Annotated in this window: 18 protein-coding genes, 1 pseudogene and 1 riboswitch; of the genes and pseudogenes, 12 read left to right on the forward strand and 7 right to left on the reverse strand. The window is 70.3% G+C overall.

The window, feature by feature from the left end:
• Window positions 1-280 precede the first annotated feature (280 nt).
• The gene (locus OG370_RS32640; RefSeq protein WP_328470605.1) at window positions 281-1,084 is read right to left on the reverse strand and encodes a TauD/TfdA family dioxygenase; all 804 of its coding nucleotides are present in this window, start codon (window positions 1,082-1,084) and stop codon (window positions 281-283) included.
• 162 nt (window positions 1,085-1,246) lie between these two features.
• Here OG370_RS32640 and OG370_RS32645 point away from each other — a divergent pair, with 162 nt between their 5' ends.
• Together OG370_RS32645 and OG370_RS32650 are read left to right on the forward strand one after the other, a co-directional pair.
• The gene (locus OG370_RS32645; RefSeq protein ID WP_328470607.1) at window positions 1,247-1,687 is read left to right on the forward strand and encodes an NUDIX hydrolase; all 441 of its coding nucleotides are present in this window, start codon (window positions 1,247-1,249) and stop codon (window positions 1,685-1,687) included.
• 6 nt (window positions 1,688-1,693) lie between these two features.
• Window positions 1,694-2,851 (forward strand): helix-turn-helix domain-containing protein, encoded by a 1,158-nt coding sequence (locus tag OG370_RS32650; protein WP_328470609.1) that lies wholly within the window; start codon window positions 1,694-1,696, stop codon window positions 2,849-2,851.
• A gap of 130 nt (window positions 2,852-2,981) precedes the next feature.
• Here the strand turns inward: OG370_RS32650 and OG370_RS32655 are convergent, their stop codons facing one another.
• Entirely contained in the window at window positions 2,982-3,251 is a 270-nt protein-coding gene (locus OG370_RS32655; RefSeq protein WP_328470611.1) for a hypothetical protein, read from the reverse strand.
• 469 nt (window positions 3,252-3,720) lie between these two features.
• On the opposite strand from OG370_RS32655, the gene OG370_RS32660 reads away from it, so the two are divergent.
• A complete protein-coding gene (locus OG370_RS32660; RefSeq protein WP_328470613.1) occupies window positions 3,721-4,551 on the forward strand; it encodes a helix-turn-helix domain-containing protein in 831 nt (276 codons plus the stop codon).
• An 11-nt stretch (window positions 4,552-4,562) separates the two neighbouring features.
• On the forward strand, window positions 4,563-4,772 hold the full coding sequence (locus tag OG370_RS32665; RefSeq protein ID WP_328474642.1) for a DUF397 domain-containing protein: 210 nt from the start codon (window positions 4,563-4,565) through the stop codon (window positions 4,770-4,772).
• Window positions 4,773-4,940: 168 nt separating this feature from the next.
• Here OG370_RS32665 and OG370_RS32670 read toward each other — a convergent pair whose 3' ends face one another.
• Together OG370_RS32670 and OG370_RS32675 are read right to left on the reverse strand one after the other, a co-directional pair.
• Window positions 4,941-5,294, reverse strand: a complete 354-nt coding sequence (locus OG370_RS32670) for a DUF6545 domain-containing protein (protein WP_328474644.1) — start codon at window positions 5,292-5,294, stop codon at window positions 4,941-4,943.
• 164 nt (window positions 5,295-5,458) lie between these two features.
• Window positions 5,459-6,775: an APC family permease gene (locus OG370_RS32675; protein ID WP_328470615.1), complete on the reverse strand. Its 1,317-nt coding sequence runs from the start codon at window positions 6,773-6,775 to the stop codon at window positions 5,459-5,461.
• A gap of 79 nt (window positions 6,776-6,854) precedes the next feature.
• On the opposite strand from OG370_RS32675, the gene OG370_RS32680 reads away from it, so the two are divergent.
• Together OG370_RS32680 and OG370_RS32685 are read left to right on the forward strand one after the other, a co-directional pair.
• Complete coding sequence (locus tag OG370_RS32680) at window positions 6,855-7,871, forward strand: GlxA family transcriptional regulator (RefSeq protein WP_328470617.1); 1,017 nt, start codon at window positions 6,855-6,857, stop codon at window positions 7,869-7,871.
• Between the two features lie 928 nt (window positions 7,872-8,799).
• Window positions 8,800-9,762 (forward strand): RNA polymerase subunit sigma-70, encoded by a 963-nt coding sequence (locus tag OG370_RS32685; RefSeq protein WP_328470619.1) that lies wholly within the window; start codon window positions 8,800-8,802, stop codon window positions 9,760-9,762.
• 68 nt (window positions 9,763-9,830) lie between these two features.
• Here the strand turns inward: OG370_RS32685 and OG370_RS32690 are convergent, their stop codons facing one another.
• The gene (locus OG370_RS32690; RefSeq protein WP_328470621.1) at window positions 9,831-10,238 is read right to left on the reverse strand and encodes an SgcJ/EcaC family oxidoreductase; all 408 of its coding nucleotides are present in this window, start codon (window positions 10,236-10,238) and stop codon (window positions 9,831-9,833) included.
• Window positions 10,239-10,622: 384 nt separating this feature from the next.
• Between OG370_RS32690 and OG370_RS32695 the strand changes: the two are divergent.
• Window positions 10,623-11,981, forward strand: a pseudogene (locus OG370_RS32695) (NF041680 family putative transposase); the annotation flags it as partial.
• On the opposite strand, the gene OG370_RS32700 reads toward OG370_RS32695, so the two are convergent.
• Window positions 11,980-12,567 (reverse strand): transposase, encoded by a 588-nt coding sequence (locus OG370_RS32700; protein WP_328470625.1) that lies wholly within the window; start codon window positions 12,565-12,567, stop codon window positions 11,980-11,982. The pseudogene OG370_RS32695 and the gene OG370_RS32700 overlap by 2 nt on opposite strands.
• Entirely contained in the window at window positions 12,533-13,690 is a 1,158-nt protein-coding gene (locus tag OG370_RS32705; protein WP_328470627.1) for a HoxN/HupN/NixA family nickel/cobalt transporter, read from the reverse strand. Before OG370_RS32705 ends, OG370_RS32700 begins: the two co-directional genes overlap by 35 nt.
• A 34-nt stretch (window positions 13,691-13,724) precedes the next feature.
• Window positions 13,725-13,920: riboswitch (cobalamin riboswitch) on the reverse strand.
• Window positions 13,921-14,064: 144 nt separating this feature from the next.
• Between OG370_RS32705 and OG370_RS32710 the strand changes: the two genes are divergently transcribed.
• From OG370_RS32710 to OG370_RS32730, 5 genes are all read left to right on the forward strand, one after another.
• On the forward strand, window positions 14,065-14,754 hold the full coding sequence (locus tag OG370_RS32710; RefSeq protein ID WP_328470629.1) for a hypothetical protein: 690 nt from the start codon (window positions 14,065-14,067) through the stop codon (window positions 14,752-14,754).
• 289 nt (window positions 14,755-15,043) lie between these two features.
• Window positions 15,044-15,661 carry a sigma-70 family RNA polymerase sigma factor gene (locus OG370_RS32715; RefSeq protein WP_328470631.1) on the forward strand — a complete coding sequence of 206 codons (618 nt, stop codon included), beginning with the start codon at window positions 15,044-15,046 and terminating at the stop codon, window positions 15,659-15,661.
• A gap of 728 nt (window positions 15,662-16,389) precedes the next feature.
• Window positions 16,390-16,905 carry a copper chaperone PCu(A)C gene (locus tag OG370_RS32720; RefSeq protein ID WP_328470633.1) on the forward strand — a complete coding sequence of 172 codons (516 nt, stop codon included), beginning with the start codon at window positions 16,390-16,392 and terminating at the stop codon, window positions 16,903-16,905.
• Window positions 16,906-16,965: 60 nt separating this feature from the next.
• Window positions 16,966-17,220 carry a hypothetical protein gene (locus OG370_RS32725; RefSeq protein WP_328470635.1) on the forward strand — a complete coding sequence of 85 codons (255 nt, stop codon included), beginning with the start codon at window positions 16,966-16,968 and terminating at the stop codon, window positions 17,218-17,220.
• Complete coding sequence (locus OG370_RS32730; protein WP_328470637.1) at window positions 17,217-19,514, forward strand: heavy metal translocating P-type ATPase; 2,298 nt, start codon at window positions 17,217-17,219, stop codon at window positions 19,512-19,514. The genes OG370_RS32725 and OG370_RS32730 overlap by 4 nt, the downstream gene beginning before the upstream one ends.
• The last annotated feature ends 210 nt before the right edge of the window (window positions 19,515-19,724 follow it).

Genomic DNA, 19,724 nt, shown 5'->3' on the forward strand with positions numbered 1-19,724 from the left:
ACTCGGCGTGGCCGGAGCGGGGGAGTGGCCGCTCCAGCGGCGGCAGGGTTACCCACAGCCGTGCGCACGGGGACGTGAGTACGTACGGCGCGTTGGGTGACGCGTGGGCATGCCGCTGGAGCGGGGTATCGGGGCGCCTATAGGGCCGCTGCAATGAGTCAGGGCCAGGTGGGGGACCGACTGTTTCCCATGGAGAACGGTTCGTGGGGGAGGGAGCGGCGAGGCGTCCGTGCAGCTCTCGGTGCTGTACCGAACCCGGATCGGCGCCGTGGCTGATAGGTCATCTGGTCAACTCCGAAAGCGGCGGCAACCACCGCCGGGGCGCGTCGATCGGAAATCCCTCGGACATCGCGAGGAACGGTGTGCCCAGGGCGCGGTACAGCAGGCGGGGCCCCGTGAAGGCGGTTCGCGCGTGCAGCCAGCGGTGGTTGTCGAGCAGATAGGCGTCGCCGGTGTCGAGGCGGATCGCCTGGCGGTGACGTGAGATGGCTGCGGTGAGGGCGGGTATGAAACGCCGGGCGAGGGGGTTCCACAGCGCGAGGTCGTCCAGTCGGAGCCGGATGGAGATCCGATCACTCGGGTGGTGCCGAAAGACGGGGGAGAAGGTACCGTTCTGGCCGCCGAAGAGACCCGCTCGCTCGTCCGAGAGCGCCTCCGCGGCGTCGGGATGGTGCCGCGCGAGGTCGGTGTAGACGTCGTGGCCGTCGATCAGGACGCACTCGCCTCCCGAGGCCGCCGGCCGGCCACAGGCCAGCAGCATCAGCCGGGGCGGCGCCGGAGCCCCGGACCGTTCGGTGTGCGCGGCCAACTCCACGTTGGTCAGTCCGGCGAACCCGGACCGGGCAGTGTGGCGGCCCGTGTCCTGGACGACGGTGAGCCCGTCGGGTTCGCTGTCACGGTGAGGGGCGATGCGCATGAGAGCCGAGGCCAGCGCGACCACGGCGGCCCGGGACTGTAATCCGTCCAGGGTCACCAGGCCGACATCGCGCAGTTGCGAAGTGATGACGTCGGTCAGCGCGGTGGTGGCTCGTAGGTCGATGTAGCGCTTGGCAAACAGCCCGGTGGATTCAGGGGTATCGGACATCGTTGAACTCCTTGGCCGAGACGCGATGATGGCTTCACTGTCGGCACGAGGCGTCGGAGCGGTAAAGCGACAGATTGTCGACTCCGAAGCAGCGACCGACCGAACGCGTCCGGGCGGACCGCGTGCTACGGTCCGAAGCCTCGCGGCTACGGAAGGAGCATGATGTCGTCGTACAAGCCGCCGATGTGGCCGGTGTCGGTGAAGGCCGTGGTTCTCGACGACCGAAGCCGCGTCCTGCTGCTGCGCAACGAGCGCGACGAGTGGGAACTGCCGGGCGGCCGACTGGAGATCGTCGACCAGGAGAACGGTGAGGCCGCCGACTCGACACCTCAGGACGCGGTCGCGCGGGAGGTCTGGGAGGAGACCGGCTGGCAGGTCAAGGTCGGTCCCCTGATCGACGACGGCGTCTGGATCTACGAGCCGATTCCGGGGCGCCGCGTGCTGATCGTCACGTACGGTGCGGTGGCCCTGGACCCACGGGTGGAACCGGTGGCCAGCCACGAGCACAAGCACGTCGGCCTGTTCACCAAGGATGAGGTGGCAGGCCTCCATATGCCCTCGGGCTACAAGGCATCGATCCGCGCCTGGTACGACCGGGTGTGACCCGCGATGGCCGAGGACTTCGGACTCCGCGCGCCAGCACGGCAGTGGCGCTGGGCCACGCCTGCGGCCCAAGCAGTGCTTGAGACACGTGACTTGGGAGCCATCCTGCGCTTCTACCGGGCTGCCAACGGCCTCAACCAGACCCGGTTGGGCATGCTGCTCGGGTACGACAAGACGTACGTCAGCCTGTTGGAGACCGGCCGGCGAAGCCTGACCGACCTCGGCTCGATCGAGCGGGTCTGCGAGCGGCTGGGGCTGCCACCTCATGTCCTGGGCGTCACGACGGCGGCCGACACTGATCACCAATTGGTGCTTCAACTCGGCGAATCCACCGTCCGGCTCGCCGAGATCGCACGCCAGTCCGGCCAGGCAGACGTCGCGGTGGCCGAACTGTGGCCGTTCGTCGCGCGCCTGGAAGCCCGCGTCGCCGACGGTCACGCGGAGCGCGCGCTCCTGCACCTGGTCGCTCGCGCCCGGGTCGGCCTCGGCGTCGCCTTGGGCAACGTGCTGCCGGAAGAACGGCTGGGCACCGCGGCGTACTGGACCGCGAAGTCGCTGGAGATCACCAGGTTCATCGACGACCCGCAGACCACCTCCTACGCGCTGCGCATGCACGGCAACGAACTGCGCAAGGCGGGGCTTCGCGGAGCCGCGGTCGAACGCCTCCTCCAAGCGGCCGCGTTGGCACCCGACCGTGATGCACGTGCTGCCGTGCTTCCCCTGCTGGCCCGCGCCGCAGGCGCGTTGGGCGACTCCGAGCTGTTCGACCGCGTGATCCGGGAGGCCGACTCCGCGCTGGGGCAGGTGACGCACACCAGCCTCTTCAATCCGTACTCGCTGCACGAGGTGCGGTTGCGGGGCCTGGTGGCGACCGGCCGAACCGGCGCGGCCATAAGACTGGCGGACGATGCTCCGAGGCCGACCACGACGGTGGCCCCGCAATGGCACGTGATCGCAATGATCACCACCGCAGATGTTCGCCTGAGCGGAGCCGATCGCCAGGGCGCCTTCGAGGCGCTGGTTGCGGCCACTCATGAAGCCACCACGCAGCGACTGCCGCACCAGCTCCAGCGCGTCATGAGAACGGCCGAGCGACAACTGCCCGACGTGCACGCTGCGGCCGGGCAAGCTCTGGACGAACTGCGCAGGGAGATGGCTGCCTAGCATCGTCTGCGGCCGATTCAGTCTGTCGGGCACTCGCCTCATGCCGCCTCACCGGCCCGGGCGGAGAGCGTGCACCACACCGAGTCGCCGGCCTCGCCCACGCCCCAAGCGTCGGCGAGCGTCGAGACGATCAGCATTCCTCGCCCGCACTCGTCTCCAGCGTCACCTCTCTGCACATGCGGGCGGCAGGGCGAGCGCTGGCCCACTTCGACGCGCACGGAATCGCGAGCATCGTGGGTGAGGCAGAAGCCGGTGAACCACCCCCGTGCTGAAGTGCGTTGGTCACCAACTCGCTGATCACGAGGGCGATGTCGTCGCTGAGCGCCTCCAGCCCCCACCAGTCCAACGCGACGCACGCGAGGCGGCGCATCACGCCGGGCTGAAGCACGTCCGTGGTCACCGCTGCGCTGCGAGGCGCGACTCGCTCAAGAGCCACCACAGGTGTATCCGACGTACTCGCGACACTTCCCGCAGCGACTCGGAGAGAGTCGAGGCGAACTTCGTAGCTCTGAGTGGCGCCGGCCATGGCTGTGCCCTTCGCAGCGTGGACAGTTGGGGAGCCGTCAGGTCATTCGTTCCGCGTCGGCGCTGCCGTACTTCGGAACCCTTCGGCTCAACCAGGTTGATGCATGACAGAGTTGACGTGCAACTGCTCGTGCAATTCAGACGGACATTGGTATATGCAGTTGCACGAGCTCTCGAAATCCGCAGGGAGCTCAAGGTTGACCACCCGTCGCCCGGGTACGGTGAGACCGGACTCGACGGCGACCAGACCGGACTCGGGCGCCGCAGCGCCCAGCTCGGAGGAGGGACGACGTAACGTGGCAGCGCCGAAAGGACCCACGAGTCGCCGAGTACACCTCGGCAAGGTGCTGGAGAAGATGAGGGAGGACCGCGGCCTCAGCACGGCCGAGGTCGCTTCCGCGCTCGGGTTCTCGAAGGAGAAGTTGTGGCGCGTCGAGAGCGGTCGGACCAGCCTGCCGAACCCGAAAGACCTCACTTCCCTGCTGGAGTACTACCAACAGGACGACGAGACGATCGACAGCCTGCTGACGATCCATCGCGAGTCACTGCAAGCAGGATGGTGGGTCCCCTACAACCCCCACTTCCAAAAGGGCATGCGCGACTACGTCGGCATGGAGACCGATGCGCTCGCCATCAGCGCGTGGCAGCCCAACTTGGTGTTCGGACTGCTTCAGACGGAGGAGTACGCCCGCGCCCTGCTCCAGAGCGCCAAGGCGACGGACGAGATCACCACCGAGTTCATCGACTCCAACGTCGAACTGAGGATGCTCCGAAAGCGGATCATCTCTGAAGAGGAGCCCCGGCCCTTGTGGGTCATCATGGCCGAGGACGCGTTGCGGGCCACCATCGGGAGCGCAGAGGTGATGGCGCGGCAGTACGAGGAGATCGCGCGGCTCAGCAGCCTCGACCACGTCACCGTCCAGGTGCTGCCGGCTTCGTCAGCCGGCTACCGCGCGAGCCAGAACTTCATCATCCTCGATCTGGAAGAGCCCTTGGGGCGCATGGTCCAGGCCGACCATGTCAACGGCCAAGCCTGGGTGACCGACAAGAAGCCCGACGTGGGACGGTTCTCCCGCAGGTTCGAAGCACTGCGGGCCTCGGCGCTCGCACCCCACGAGACGCCGCAGTTCCTGGAAGCACTACAGCGAAGGACAGGACCATCAACACTCCACTGAAGTCCACCGACATAGCTCCCGAGACCTCCTGGTACAAGTCCTCCTACAGCGGAGCCGAGGGCAACGCGTGCGTGGAGATCGCCGCCCTCACGCAGAACGTCGGCATCCGTGACTCCAAGGACAAGCAGGGGCCGGCACTGCTCGTGACGCCGAGCGCCTGGTCGTCCTTCCTCGACCTCGTCCGCTCCGGTGCCGCCGACTTCGACATCGTCCAGCCGTAACCGGGTGGCGGGGCGCAAGACTTCTGCGCCCCGCCACCTCACGTGGCACGTAGCTCTTCACGACGGCCCGCTGCCTCGCGCCAGCGGGCCGTAGGCATTCTGGCGTAGCCGGGAGGCTCCAACCGCGGCGCTTCGAGGTGATTTGGACAGCGCCTCGTGCGTCCTCGTTCACATCGCCCCCTCTTGTGCGTAGGCGGCGGCGACACGCTCGAACCACTCGGTGTCTGCGCGTAGGTCCTTACGTGGTGTTGCTTCCCCGCGCGGCTGGGCGACTTCCTGGGCGAGGCGGCCGGTCTTCATCGCGGTCAGTGCCGCTTTCACGGTGGCGGCTTCGATGATCGCGTCCCTCCCGCGGGCGTCGGCGGCGACGGTGCGCTCGATCGTGTTCAGGACCGTCTGGGACGGTCGTCGCCCACCTTCCCCCCGAGTGCGGGCCGGCAGTCGCTGGCACTGCCCAATGACCTTGACAAGTCCGATTCCACATAACCGCCTGGGACCGGGTCTACGCCTTCTTCCGACGATGGCGCGAGGCCGGACTGATCGCCGAACTCCGTGACCGGCTGCGCGGGAAGGTCCGCGAGCAGGCCGGGCGGGAAGCGGCGCCGACGGCCGCGGTCATCGACTCGCAGTCCGTGAAGGCGTGCGCGGGGGGGGGGGGCGTGGCCCGCCGGTAACTCGCGCTGGCCTCACTCCGCCCCGCCGGGTCGGCGCGGAAAGCGGTGTCGGCTCCACCGATAGCCGAGGGCGACGGCCGCGACGATCACGGGGACGGCGATGTATCCCGCTGCGAAGGGCGCGATCACGACCGTGAAGGCCAAGGCGGTCACGGCGTAACCGCGGGCCCGGCCGCTCAGCAGCCGGGCCCCGGCCGCCGTGCCGATGAGGTAGGTCACCAGCACGAGCGAGGCCGGGAGGCCGACGATGTCCTCCGTACCCCAGCCGCCGAGCCGGGTTGCCACCAGACCGGCCGCTCCGATCCCGCCCACGGTCAGCACACCGGCCACCGGGACCCCGTCGGCGTTGCGGCGCCCCAGAGGGGTTGGGAGCCAGCCGTCCCGTCCGAGCCCGTAGCCGAGCCGGGAGACGGCCGCGATGAAGGCGTTGGTGGTGCCGAGGCTGATCACGGTGGCCAGGACCGCGGCAGCGACGGTGGCACTGAAGCCGAGCCCCGCGCCCAGCACTTGGCCGACGGCGATCCGGTCCAGCCGGGCATTGCCGTAGGTCCCGGTGCCGACGACGGCGAAGGAGACACCCAGGTACAGCACGACGACCACGGCGACGGTCGTCACCGTTGCCCGGGTCAGGTCGCGGTGTACGTCGCGGAACTCACCGGCCAGATGGGCGACCGCTTCCCAGCCCGCGAAGGCGAAGAACAGTACGACAGCCCCGTCGGCGATTCCGGACAGGCCGTTCGGCGCGAAGGAGGAGAACGCTGACGCGTGGACGTGCGCGAGGGCGGTGAGCGTGGCGGCCAGGAGCAACAGCGCCACACCGCCCGAGAGGGCGAGCTGTACACGGCCGCTCAGCCGCAGCCCCACCAGGTTGGCCGCGACCGCCAGCGCGAGGATGCCCGCTGCGAAGAGGAAGGCGTAGTCCTGGTCCACGCGGAGCGCAGCAGCGATGTAGTAGCCCCCGGTCAGCGGGACGATGGTCTGCCCGACCGACCCGGCAACGAAGTAGAACCACCCGGCGAGCCCCCCTGCCGTCGGCCCGAAGGCGCGGGTGGCATAGGTGGAGATGCCTCCGGGGTCGGGGAAACGCGTGGCCAGGGCGGCGAACGTCATCGCCAGTGGCAGGCCGAGCAGCCCCATGAAGAGCCATGACACCAGCGAGGCTGGCCCGGCTGCCGACGCGACCTGGCCGGGCAGCACCAGGACTCCGGCGCCAAGGACGGCCCCGACGTACAGAGCCACTGCCTGCCCGTAGCCGATCGTGCCTTGCAGTGGGGAGGTCTCCGCGGAACTGCTGTCGTGCGTGTTCGGGGGGTGTCCGGTGGCGCTCATCCCGGTCCTTCTCTCTCGTGGCGGTCTCCCCCCAGATTCGGTATTCCGCTGCCTGCGGACCAGTGGCAAGCTTGCCGAGATGCGAACGGATCTTGCCGCGCACCGCGTGGCCCTCGCCGTGACGGACCAGGCGCCGATCTTCGAACTGGCGGTGCCCTGTGAGGTGTTCGGCATCGACCGCCCCGACCTGACCGACCCGTGGTACGACCTGCAGGTGTGCACGGTCGACCCCGGTACGACGGTCGCGCACGGCTTCGTCGCCCACGGTGCGGGCGACATGGACGACCTGGTCCGTGCGGACACGGTGGTGGTGCCCGCCTGCGCGAATGTGCACCGCGCGCCGTCGCCCGAGCTGGTCGAGGCGGTCCGTGCGGCACATACGGCGGGGGCACGCATCGCGGCCATCTGTTCCGGCGCCTTCGTCCTGGCGGCAGCCGGCCTCCTGGACGGCCGCCGGGCCACCACCCACTGGATGCACACCCATGAACTCGCCCGCCGCCATCCCGAGGTCTGCCTGGACCCGAAGGTGCTCTACGTCGAGGACGGCGGTATCTACACCTCCGCTGGTACCGCAGCCGGTCTCGACCTGTGCCTGGAACTGGTCCGCGTCGACCACGGAGCCGCCGTGGCCAACGCGCTCGCCCGACGCCTGGTGACACCTCCGCACCGCATGGGCGGCCAGGCCCAGTACGTCGAACTGCCCGCGGTGGCCCGCGACGACACCACGCTCGGGCCCCTCTTGGAATGGGCCCGGGGACGGCTCGACGGCCCCCTCACCCTCACCGACCTCGCACGGCAGGCCGGCATCAGCCGCCGGACCCTGGCCCGCCGCTTCGAGGAGACCATCGGGGTGCCCCCCATGCGCTGGCTCCAGCAGGAGCGCATCCGCCGTGCGCAACACCTGCTGGAAACCAGCACGCTGCCCGTGGAACAGGTGTCCGCCGCCAGCGGGCTCGGCAGTGCGACGAATCTACGCCGTCACTTCGTCCGCGACGTGGGCCTCGCGCCGCAGGCGTACCGCTTCGCCTTCCTCGGCAGTCATGGTCCCGGCGACGGACCATCCGAGACCCGTATGCCGTTGCGTCGGCATAGCTGATCGCCCGGTTCAGCTCCGTCCCGGCCGTCGCAAGGCTCCCCCATGCGTCACGCGTGACCCAGTAGAGGCGACCGGATTCGAATCGCAAGTGTGTCGGAGACGTACGGCTCCCGATGTCACCGCGGCCTCTCCGGCCAGTCAAACGACGAGTTCCTCACCCGGTGGCAGATCGCCACCGGGTACGTACCGAACTCCGCCTCGCAGACTTCCGCCCACCCGTAGCGGCCATCGGTCTGCATGACCAGCACCATCACCGGCCACAACCGGCTGCAGCAGCGGGCGGCAGAGACCTGGGGGAGCGTCAATTCTGATCGCTGGACCACAAGGCGTGCGCCATCTCACGCGAACCCGCCTCCTCGCAATCGAACACCGAGATGACTCTCCGCAACTGCTCCCCAAGATCTGTGCCAGAACCGAGAGTTGACGCCACTTGTAGGTCAGTTCTGACTCCACCCGGTGCGTGGGGGTGCCGACTTTGAGGGTGAGAAATGACTCCACCTGGCGGCCCCGCTGTGGCGGCTTGAGCCCGTGCCGGGTCAGGGGCCCGAGGGCGTTACTGTTCGGGGCCTACTGATCGTTTGGGAGCACACGTGGGACGATCGGCGTGGTTCTGCGGCCGGGGAGGACGCATGCGGGCGAAGGCGAGTACGGACGAGCTGATCGCCTTTGGGTGCGGTTCATTTCGAGTGAAGCTCGCGATCAAGTGGCGAGTCGTAATCCTGCTGGTCGGGGTGGGTAGAGGCGCCGGTGCTCGTGGGCGGCGTGGAAGTGCTTGGTTCCTCACGTACCCGCCTGCTCCGCGCAGGACACGGCGAGAGCACAGCGCCCGCCGCGACCGATGTTCCCGGCAGCGGAACGGCTGCAACCGGTCCCGTGAGGCGGCTACCGTAGGGGCGAATGAGCAGACCGGAAGGGCGGCAGCGCGGGGATGACGTCGACGGGGGACTTCGAGACTTTGGTGCAGCGGTACCGGCCGGAGCTGCTGGCGCACTGCTACCGGATGCTCGGCTCGGTCCACGACGCCGAGGAACTCGTGCAGGAGACGTGCCTGCGGGCGTGGCGCGCGCGGGACCGTTACGACCCGTCGCGTGCCTCCCTGCGGACCTGGCTGTACCGGATCGCCACGAATGCGTGTCTGACCGCGCTGGACGGGCTCGGCCGCCGCCCCATGCCCTCGGGTCTGGCCACCGAGAGCGAACCGCTGGGCCCGCTCGTCCACGGCGGGGAGGCAACCTGGTTGCAGCCACTCCCGGACAGCCTGCTCGGCCCGGGCGCCCCGGCCACCGCGGCGATCGACAGGGGCAGCCTGCGGCTGGCCTTCGTCGCAGCACTGCAATTGCTGTCACCGAGAGAGCGCGCCGTCCTGGTCCTGCGCGACGTGCTCGACTACCCGGCGGCGGAGGCGGCCGGCATCCTGGAGACCTCGGTCGCGGCCGTGAACAGCTCGCTGCAGCGAGCTCGCGCCCGGGTCCGGGCCGCGGGAGTTCTGCAGGATCAGGTCGCTGAGCCTTCCGACGCGGAGCAGCGGTCGTGGGTGGACCGGTACATGGAGGCCTTCGTCCGGGCGGACATCCAAGGGCTGCTGCAGGTGGTGACCGATGACGTCCTCATGGAGATGCCGCCCATGGTCAACTGGTTCACCGGCCGGGAGAACTACGCGAGCTTCATGGGCTGGGTGTTCGCCAAGGCCGGCAAGGCCTGGCGGTTGCTGCCGGTGCGGGCCAACGGGCAGGCTGGCTTCGCCGCCTATCGGCGCGCGGACGCCAGCGTGTTCGAGCTGCACACCCTGCAGGTGTTCACGGTCACGGCCGGCGGCATCAGCCGTGTCTCGGTCTTCCAGGACGCCGACGTGTTCGCCGCCTTCGGCTTGGCGCAGAAGGCCGACGGCTGATCCGCCCGTACCTGTCGGGCGGGCCCGCCCGACAGGTGCGGGCGGGCCCGGGCAGGACTGACTCTGGATCAGCTAGCGGACTTGACCGGGCTGTTGTGGTAGGCGGCGATCAGCCAGGCGTCGTCGCGCTTCTCCAACACCCAGGTCGCGTACACGATCCGGTCGGCGGGAACCTCGGACTCGCCGGGGAAGAGGATGCCGGACTCGCTCACGACGATCGCGCCGTCGCGGCCCAGGAACCGGATCCCCAGTTGCCGGTTGGTCGTCGTGGTGCCCTTCAGGAAGGAGGCGAACCCCGCCGCCATGCCCTGCCGAACCTCCTCGCGGGAGGCGCGGTAGGAGCCGGGCATGATCGCGGTGGCCTCCTGCGTGTAGTCGGCGACGAAGGCGTCGGCGTCGCCGGCGTCCCACGCTTTGTAGAGGCTCTCAAGGACGGCAGTGATCGCGGCCGTGTCGTTCGCGCGGTTGTCGGACATCGTTCTCTCCAGTCATTGCACTTGGTCGGGACCGAAGGGGCCCGTGAGTACATACCGGCGTCCCTTTCGGAACTCATCGCGCGAACCTCAAGATCTTCTCTTCCGAGCGCAGTCCCCTCCGCACCGTCGGTCTGCCGCCGCTTGAAAGCCGACCCCACCCGCCGGACCCGCGACCTGGTCGCCAGCTCAAGTCCCTCGGCCACGACGTCACCCTCGCGCCAGCAGCCTGACCAGCACTCTGTTCAGGCACTGACGTCAGCTTGATCTTTAACCTCGGGCTTCACTCGACCTGCTGATCTGCGGTTCTTCCCGGGACAGCCGAGACGGCCGTTCTCCACGCTTCGAGATGTCGAGTCACGAAGCACGAGAGAACGGCCACTGCGTATGAGTCTGCCTGTCCCGGGGTCCGCTGGTGATGCGTTGGGTGTCTTGTCCCGCTTTCGGGTCGAGTTCTACGAGTGTCTGTACGCCCGTGCAGACGCGCTCTTCGAGCTCACCGACGCGGTCTTGTGCAAGGACGGACCCGTGCAGACTCTGGTCGACCTGAGTCTGGAGGCCGAGCACCGGCGCGGGCACGGTGCCCTCTACCAGGCGCTGAACGCCGGCTGGGCCGAGCCGGCACGGCTGCGGAGCTTGCTGGCCTCGCTGCCCGTGCCGCGTGCGGTTGACGGGCGGATCGTGCTGGCCGTGGACGTCTCCACGTGGTTGCGCCCCGATGCCGAGACCAGCCCCGACCGGCTGTTCTGCCACGTCTACGGACGCGGCCGCGGCAAGGACCAGTTCATCCCCGGCTGGCCCTACTCCTTCGTCGCAGCTCTGGAGTCCGGCCGCACCTCCTGGTGCCGGCTGCTGGAGGCGGCCCGGCTGGGCCCGGCTGACGACGCCGCAGCCGTCACCGCCGCCCAACTACGCGACGTCGTCGAGCAATTGATCACGGCGGGACACTGGATCGAGGGCGACCCCGAGCTGCTGGTCGTCGCTGACGCCGGCTACGACCTGGCCCGTCTGGCCTTCCTGCTCGCCGATCTGCCCGTGGAGGTATGCGGCAGGCTCCGCTCGGACCGCGTCCTGGCCCGTGACCCCGCCCCGCACAACGCGGCCCCCCGGCCGGGCCGCCCGCACAACGCGGCCCCCCGGCCGGGCCGCCCGCGCATGCACGGCGCCCCGTTCGCCCTGGCCAGACCCACCACCTGGGGAGACCCGCAGACCGAGACCCGAACCGACACCACCCGCTACGGCACCGCGACCGCCCGGGCATGGGACCGGCTCCACCCCCGGCTCACCCGCCGCTCGGCCTGGATCACCGACCAGAACGTCGAACTCCCCGTCCTGCACGGCCTCGTGATCCGCCTCACCGTCGAGCACCTGCCCGGCGGACGGGATCCCGACCCGGTGTGGCTGTGGTCCTCACGCCCCGGGGCCGCCCCCTCCCACGTCGACCAACTGTGGCGGTCCTACCTGCGCAGATTCGACCTGGAACACACCTTCCGCCTGATGAAGCAGACACTGGGCTGGACCGTGCCCAAGCTCCGGGACCCGACCAGCGCGGACCTGTGGACGATGTTGATCATCGCCGCACACACCCAGCTATGGCTCGCCCGACCAGCCGCGACGGACCTGCGCCGCCCATGGGAACGCCCACTACCTCCACACAAGTTGACGCCCGCCCGGGTGCGGCGAGGGTTTCGCAACATCCGCGCGACGACAGCGAGGCTGTCGCACGGCTCCTGCCCGGTGAAGGTCAAGAGTGCTTCTTGGGCGTGTGATTGATGAGCTTGTTGAGGTTGTGCACCGTGCCGAGGAGCTTGATCTCGGCGTCCACCGCCTGGCGGCCGCGGTAGTTGAGGTGTCGTCCGAAGCGTTGGAAGATCTGGGCGAATCCCGGCTCGACCAGGGCACTGCGTTGACGGTACTGGGCCCGTCCTGTGGGGGTGGCGAGGCGGGCCGCCATGTCCTGCTGGCCGGCAGGGGCCTGCTGACGTTTCGCGGGAAATCCTGCCTGGTCGGCATCGCTGGTGACCGAGACCAGTAGCGGGAGGTTGGCGAGGGCCTCGAAGGACGCGGCAGAAGCGTACCCGCTGTCGGCGAGCCAGAGTTGGATGTCGCCGGGGAGTCGTGCGGCCTGGTGATTGTGCTGGGTCTTCTTCACCATCGGAACGAGGGCCGTCCTGTCCGAGGGATTGTCGTGCGCTTCAATGGCCAGCAGCAATTGACGGCGGTTGCCTCGGCTCGCCGTGGGCGCGGCCAGGGAACAGGGCGAGCTCGTCGTCTTTGAGGACGGTGGGCGGGTGTGATCAAGGTGCCGTGCCGGCTCCTCCGGCGCCGCCACGCGCCGCTCCTCCCCAGCGGTGTTCGACCTTCGCCAGTCGCCAGTAGGTCAGGGCACAGCCCCAGACGACGACGAAGAGGCCGACGATGATGTAGCCCACGTTGTCGAGGTTGATGGCGGCGATCCAGTCGGTGAGGGAGTTCTTGAAGCCGGCGTTGTCGTGGAGGACGCCGACGAGTTCGATGGTGCCGATGACGAAGGCGACGGCGATGGACAGGCCGGTGATGGTGAGGTTGTAGTAGACCTTGCGGACCGGATTGGAGAACGCCCAGTGGTAGGCGAAGTTCATGAAGGTGCCGTCGAGGGTGTCGAACAGGCTCATGCCGGCGGCGAACAGCAGCGGCAGGCAGAGGACCGCGTACCAGGGCAGGCCGGCGGCGGCTCCGGAGCCGGCCATGACCATGAGGGCGACCTCGGTGGCGGTGTCGAAGCCGAGGCCGAACAGCACGCCGATCGGGTACATCTGGCCGGGGTGGCGGACCGACTTGGTGAGGCGGCCGAGCAGGCGGTTCATGAAGCCCCGGTTGTCCAGGTGCTTCTCGAGTTCGTGCTCGTCGAAGTTGCCGGCGCGCATCTCCTTGAAGACGCGGTAGATGCCGACCAGGGCGACAAGGTTGAGGGCGGCGATGAGGTAGAGGAAGGTCCCCGACACGCTGGTGCCGATGACACCGAGGGTGATGTGGGCGTCGGAGTTCTCGTTCAAGAGGGTGCCGGCGATCTTGGCGCCGCCCGCGATCAGGCTCGCCATGGCGATGACGATGCTGGAGTGGCCGAGGGCGAACCAGAAGCCGACTGAGACCGGCCGCTGCCCGTCGGCCATCAACTTGCGGGTGGTGTTGTCGATCGCCGCGATGTGGTCCGCGTCGAACGCGTGGCGCATGCCGAGGGTGTAGGCGGTGACGCCGAGGCCGACGCCGAACGCCTGCTTGCCGACGGTGTAGTGGTGCGGCGCGACCATCGTCACCAGGATGGCGAAGGCCACGACGTGCAGGAGGACGATAGCGGCCAACAGGACGCCGGTGCGTATCCAGTCGGCGCGTTCGAAGCGGCGGACGACGGGCCCGGGGGAGGCCGCCCCCACGGGCGTTCCGGCCGGCAGGGACGGGTTTTCGGGCAGCGTCATGGCGGGGGCAGCCTCTCCAGCACCTCGTGGACAGTTCGTCGTGCGTGCCGTGGCCGGTCTCCTGGCTTACGGGTCCGACGCCGTCGTGCTCCGCCTTCCCGGTCGCCGAAGCGGCCAGTGGCGTCCATCCCGTCCGGGGCGGAACGAGCACGATGACTTCCCGATCACAGTGGCGAGGGCCGCGTCGGCGTCACACCGACTTCCCGAGCACCACGGCCGGGTCAGCGTAGATGCGCACGTCTGACAATTGCAATGGGGTCGCAGGAAGGGTGGGAGGCCCGGCGGCTGGACTGCCGTGGGCCGACGGATTTGTCGGACGGCGCGGTGCTTGCCCCAGTGGCGTCATGTGGCCGGCCTGCTGGCACGATGTCGGTATGGCTCGCATGCCCACTCTCCGCGTCCTGCGCTCGGCCGTGTTCGCGGCCGTGTGCACGGCGGTGAGCGGGCTCGGGCACGCGATGATGTCCGGCACCGGCGTGCCGGTGTGGGCGCTGCTGTACGCGTTCGCCGGAGTCACCGCCATGGCGTGGTGGGCCACTGGGAAGCAGCGTGGTGCGCGGGTCATCCTCGGCGGTAGCGTGGCCACTCAACTCGCGCTGCACTGCGTCTTCATGCTCGGGCAGTTGGTTGTCGGCGCTTCGGCGACGGCGGTATCGGACCCGGCGATGCCCGCCACGGGTATGGGCGGTATGGCGTCCATGGCATCCATGCCGGGTATGGCGGGTTCAGCCACCGGTTCCGGTGCCATGGGGTCCACGGTGGGACCGGGCGGCGGTATGGACATGCACGAGTGGTCCCTGGGGATGCTCATGCTGCACGCCGCCGTCGCGCTGGTGTGCGGCCTGTGGATGTGGCGGGGCGAGGTCGCCCTCTACCGGATGGTCCGCTCGCTGGCGTGGGTGCTGGCTGCCCCGCTGCGGTACGTCCTTGCGGTGTGCGGCGTTGTGCTGCCGCCTGTGCCCGGCGTTCGTGCGGACGGGCCCCCTCGGCTTCGGCCCGCGGAAGGGATTCTGCGGCATGCCGTGGTGCGGCGTGGGCCGCCGTCTCTCGTCGTCCAGATCTGACAGGCGCCCGCCATCTGACCGGCTGCTCGGCCGGCTCGACGGGCGCAGCGCCGGTATGCCCTGTCGTCTCCCTCGCCCTCGGGCGCCGCGAGGCCGCGCGGAGCGTGCCGGACTCTGATCCCGTCGGCCCGCCGGGCAACACGCCTGTTCCGTAAGCGTGTTCGCGCATACGTCACCGCGTGTTACGTCCCGCGCTCGTAGCAGCGTCGAGGACACGTGGCGGGCTGTCCGTCGGCGGGACCGCGTGCCGTGACACGGCCGGTCCCGCACGAGCGAAGGACCCGAGAAGATGACACCTGCCCGGAAACCCCGGGGCGACCGCTCACCGGTCGCACGCGACGACTCCCAGGTGACTGCCTGGGCCCTGGCCGCGGGCAGCGGCGACAAGGAAGCGATCGAGCACTTCGTGCGGGCCACCCGCGGCGACGTGCGGCGCTTCGTCACCTACCTGACCGCGGACTCCTCGTCAGCCGACGACCTCACCCAGGAGACCTATCTGCGGGCGCTGGCGAGCCTGCCCCGGTTCGCGGGACGCTCCTGCGCCCGCACCTGGCTGCTGTCCATCGCCCGCCGGGTCGTGGTCGACCGCTACCGCTACGACGCGGCCCGGCCCCAGCTGTCAGGTACCGACGACTGGCTGGCGTCCGCCGAGCGCGCGCAACCCGCCCACCCGCCCGGCTTCGACGAGGGCGTCGCACTTCTCGACCTGCTGCACACCGTGGACCGCGTGCGCCGGGAGGCGTTCGTGCTCACCCAACTGCTGGGACTGCCGTACGCCGACGCCGCCGCCCGCACCGGCTGCCCGGTGGGCACGGTCCGTTCACGCGTGGCACGGGCCCGCGCGGATGTCCACGCGCTGCTGGTCGCGGCCGACGAACCGGAGGAGGCGATAGCCGTGGCGGCCTGACCGCCTCGTGGGTCTGGAGCATCGGGCGGGCCGCCGGCCGGCGGCCCGCCCTTTTCATCCCGCCTGCACCCCTTTACCCGCAGGTCCACCCGACCGGTTCTCTTCCGACGCCCGGAGCCGGCCCGGACAACCGATTGACGAGAGGCGGCCCAGGCCGTGACATTGGCCCAGCACATACATCCCTCAGCAGAGGTTCCCTGGACGAGGAGGCTCGCTCGGCGCGCTTTACCGAGCGCGGGTGCGGAGTGGTCCCGGGGCGCGGTCGGGTACCACCGGTGATCCGCTGCCTCCGTCGACTGCTCTCCCGTCGGGCGAGTCGCCCGAGCCAGGGGCCGCCCCCCTGGCCGTGGGAGGAGCCGGTCAGGACCGGTCGGACCCGTGACGGGCAGAGCTGGCTGCTGACGGCTGCCGGCTCTGCGTTGCTGGCCGGCGGGTACGGCTGGCTCGGCGGTCATCTGGCGGGCGGGTTCGGAGCGCTCGTGGGAGCTGCGGTTGGAGCCGCCGTGGCCGTGGCGTTCCACCTGGTTGTCGCGGTGGTGGTCGGCGACCGTGGCCGCCGTTTACGCAGGCGGCGCCAGGGCGGGCGCAGACGATGACGGCGCGGTACCGGGCCGGTGGGGCGCGGCCTTTGTGGTACCGGGCCGAACACACGGCCGTGGAAGTGACCGCTGCGGAATCTCCTGTGAATCGCCGGGAACTCCACCAGGGCGGGGCACGACTACTGGGGGGTGAAGTCCCACACTGGTACGCCCGCTCGTGCCCCACACTTCCGCCGCCGGGTCGTACCGCTGCTGCGCGGCGCGGCCGTTCCGCTCGGTGCCGCCGCCGTCGCCCTGTTCGCGCTGGCGGTGTACGCCGCGTCCGGCGCGGCGGGCGCTCCCGATGCCGTGATGCGTGTCAGCGGCGCGCGGATACTGCTGCCCACGACCTCGGACGCGACCGCCGCGTTTGTCACCTTGCGCAACACCGGCGGGTCGGCCGACACGCTGACCGGGGCGGGGACCCCGTGGGGTACGGCGATGCTCGCCCACACCGTGGTGGCCTCGAATGCCGGCCACATGGAAGCGTTGCGCGGTCTCACGGTGGGGCCCGGCCAGACGTTCACGATGGCGGCGGAGACCACCGACCTTATGGTGCCGACACCGCCGAGCCTTACCGTCGGGCAGCATGTCCGGCTCACGCTGGAGTTCGCCGGCAGCGGTCCGGTCACGGCGGATGCCGTGGTCGTGCGCGCCGGGGACTGACCGGCCCTTCCCTCGCCCCTCGGGCTCTTCCTGTTCGTCGCTCTGCTCATTGGAGTTCCCGTGCGTACACCACCGGCCGCCGAGGCGGTCGCTCTTTCCGGTCCGGCTGCGTCCTCGGTCCGGCAGGTACCGCCCGCTGCGGTGCTGGCTGCGTTCCTGGTCGCCCTGGTGGCCGTCTTCGCCGTCGCCTGGTCGGTCGGGCACGCCGCCGGACCGGTCAACCCGCGCATGCACCCGGCCCCCGCCGGTGTCCGCGGGTCCATGGACGGCGGCTCCGGTTCGGGCGGCACCCACGGCATGGCGGGTATGCGATGAGCACGGAACACGGTGCCGCGACCGCCGTCCACGCGCCCGGCACGACCGCCGTGCCGACGGTGACCGACCTGGCCGTCACCGGCATGACCTGTGCCGCCTGCGTCAGCCGGGTGGAGAAGCGGCTGGCCCGGCTGGAGGGCGTGACCGCCACGGTGAATCTCGCCACGAACTCCGCCCGGGTCAGCCACCCCGGGAGTGTCACCGTCGAGGAGTTGGTGGGTGTCGTCGAGGCGGCGGGGTACGGCGCCGCTGTGCTGCGCGACGAGCCGGAACCCGCGGACGGCCCTGGCGCCGACCGCGCGGAGCTGCTGCGGGTGGCGCTGGTCGCGGCGGGGGCGCTGCCGGTCCTGGCCCTGTCGATGGTGCCGGCATGGCAGTTCGCCGGCTGGCAGTGGCTGTGCTTCGTGCTCGCGGTGCCGGTGGCCACCTGGGGTGCGTGGCCTTTCCACGCCCGGATGATCCAGGGCCTGCGGCACGCCACCGCGACCATGGACACCCTGGTCTCCCTGGGCGTGACCGCCTCGCTGGGGTGGTCGACGTACGCGCTGCTGTGGGGCGGTGCCGGCGGGAGCGACTACCGGATGTCGTTCAGCTTGATGCCGATGCTCCACGAGGGCACCCACGTCTATCTCGAAGGGGCGGTCAGTGTTCCGCTGGCGGTGCTCGCCGGGCGGCTGCTGGAGGGCAGGGCCCGCCGCGCCACCGGCAGGGCGCTGACCGCCCTCGCAGGTCTGACCGTGGCGGAGGCGACCGTCCGCGACGCGGCCGGCGAGCGCACTGTGCCGTTGCAACAGCTGCGGGTGGGGCAGGAGTTCATGGTGCGGCCCGGCGAACCCGTCGCCACCGACGGCACCGTGGTCGAGGGCGTCTCCGCGGTGGACCTGTCGCTGATCACCGGGGAGAGCGAGCCGGTCGAGGTCGGGCCGCGTGCGAAGGTCGTGGGTGGCGCCGTCAACGCCGGTGGCCTGCTGCTGGTGCGGGCCACGGCGGTCGGCACAGACACGAGGCTGGCCCGTATCGCGCGGATGGTCACCGACGCGCAGACCGACAAGGCCCGCGCCCAACGCCTCGCCGACGCGGTCGCCGGGGTGTTCGTCCCGGCGGTGCTGACCATCGCGGTCGTGGTCCTCGGGTTCTGGCTGGGGGCCGGCGCCGACGCGCAGTCGGCAGTCACCGCCTGTGTCGCGGTCCTCGTCGTCGCATGCCCGTGCGCGCTGGGCCTGGCCACCCCGACCGCCCTGCTGGCCGCCACCGGCCGCGGCGCGCGGATGGGCGTCCTGGTCGGCGGGGCCCGTGCCTTGGAGTCGCTCCAGAAGGTGGACACCGTCGTGCTGGACAAGACCGGCACCCTCACCACCGGCCGGATGACGGTGGCCGATGTGACCGTACGGCCCGGTGGCATCGGCGAGCAGGAGGTGCTCCGGCTGGCCGGCGCCGTGGAGCACGGCTCCGAACACCCGCTGGGCCGGGCCCTTTCGGCCCGCGCCCGCGCCGACCAGGACGAACCGCTGCCGCCTGTCACCGACTTCCATGCGACCGCGGGGTCGGGGGTCAGCGGCCTGGTGGAGGGACACCGTGTCTCCGTCGGCACCCCGGAGCGCCGCCTGACCGGAACCCTGGCCCAGGCGGTCGCCGCCGCCGAACGCGCGGCGCACACCAGCGTCCAGGTCACCGTCGACGGCACCGCCGAGGCCGTCGTCGAGATCGGCGACGTACTGCGCCCTGACGCCTACCGGGCGGTGGACCACCTGCGCCGGCTCGGCGTGCACCCGGTCCTGGCCAGCGGCGACCGCCCCGGGCCGGTCCGCGCGGTGGCCGAGCACCTGGACATCACCCAGGTCCACGCGCAGCGCTCGCCCGCCGACAAGGCCGAACTGGTGGCACGGCTCCGCGACGAGGGCCACCGGGTCGCGTTCATCGGCGACGGCGTCAACGACGCGGCAGCGCTCGCCCGCGCCGACCTCGGCATCGCGCTCGGTGACGGCACCGCCGCCGCGGCGGCCGCCGCGGACATCACCCTGGTCCGCACGGACCTGCACGCCGTCGCCGACGCGGTACTCCTCGCGCGCCGGACCCTCACCACCATCCGCGCCAATCTGACCTGGGCGTTCGCCTACAACGTCGTGACCCTTCCGCTCGCCGCGACCGGCTGGCTCGACCCGATGCCGGCGGCCGTGGCGATGTCCGTCAGCTCGCTTCTGGTCGTCACCAACAGCCTTCGCCTGCGCTCGTGGAGCCCGTCAGGGCAGGAACGGGCCACCGGGGAACGCCGCCGCCCGCGGCGGCTGGCCTGACCCGGGGCGCGGTGTCTCAGGTGCCGTGCGTTCCATGCACGGAAGGATGGAGGTCGCTGCCAGGCGCGACGGCGGCTCCTCAGATCTGCGTGCCGGCCTCCGGCGACAGCGGGCTCGTCGACGAAGAGCGGGGCGGTCCCGAGGCATCGCATGAGCGCGCCCTCGCCAACCGAGCCCCACGAACCAACACGGATGTTTTCGGAACTACGT

Source organism: Streptomyces sp. NBC_00448 (assembly GCF_036014115.1).
Lineage (GTDB): Bacteria > Actinomycetota > Actinomycetes > Streptomycetales > Streptomycetaceae > Actinacidiphila.

Bases quoted from the DNA above. Each gene is read 5' to 3' on its own strand.
- OG370_RS32640 (WP_328470605.1), bottom strand. From the start codon at position 1,084: ATGTCCGATACCCCTGAATCCACCGGGCTGTTTGCCAAGCGCTACATC.
- OG370_RS32645 (WP_328470607.1), top strand. From the start codon at position 1,247: ATGTCGTCGTACAAGCCGCCGATGTGGCCGGTGTCGGTGAAGGCCGTG.
- OG370_RS32650 (WP_328470609.1), top strand. From the start codon at position 1,694: ATGGCCGAGGACTTCGGACTCCGCGCGCCAGCACGGCAGTGGCGCTGG.
- OG370_RS32675 (WP_328470615.1), bottom strand. From the start codon at position 6,775: ATGAGCGCCACCGGACACCCCCCGAACACGCACGACAGCAGTTCCGCG.
- OG370_RS32680 (WP_328470617.1), top strand. From the start codon at position 6,855: ATGCGAACGGATCTTGCCGCGCACCGCGTGGCCCTCGCCGTGACGGAC.
- OG370_RS32685 (WP_328470619.1), top strand. From the start codon at position 8,800: ATGACGTCGACGGGGGACTTCGAGACTTTGGTGCAGCGGTACCGGCCG.
- OG370_RS32690 (WP_328470621.1), bottom strand. From the start codon at position 10,238: ATGTCCGACAACCGCGCGAACGACACGGCCGCGATCACTGCCGTCCTT.
- OG370_RS32705 (WP_328470627.1), bottom strand. From the start codon at position 13,690: ATGACGCTGCCCGAAAACCCGTCCCTGCCGGCCGGAACGCCCGTGGGG.
- OG370_RS32710 (WP_328470629.1), top strand. From the start codon at position 14,065: ATGGCTCGCATGCCCACTCTCCGCGTCCTGCGCTCGGCCGTGTTCGCG.
- OG370_RS32715 (WP_328470631.1), top strand. From the start codon at position 15,044: ATGACACCTGCCCGGAAACCCCGGGGCGACCGCTCACCGGTCGCACGC.
- OG370_RS32730 (WP_328470637.1), top strand. From the start codon at position 17,217: ATGAGCACGGAACACGGTGCCGCGACCGCCGTCCACGCGCCCGGCACG.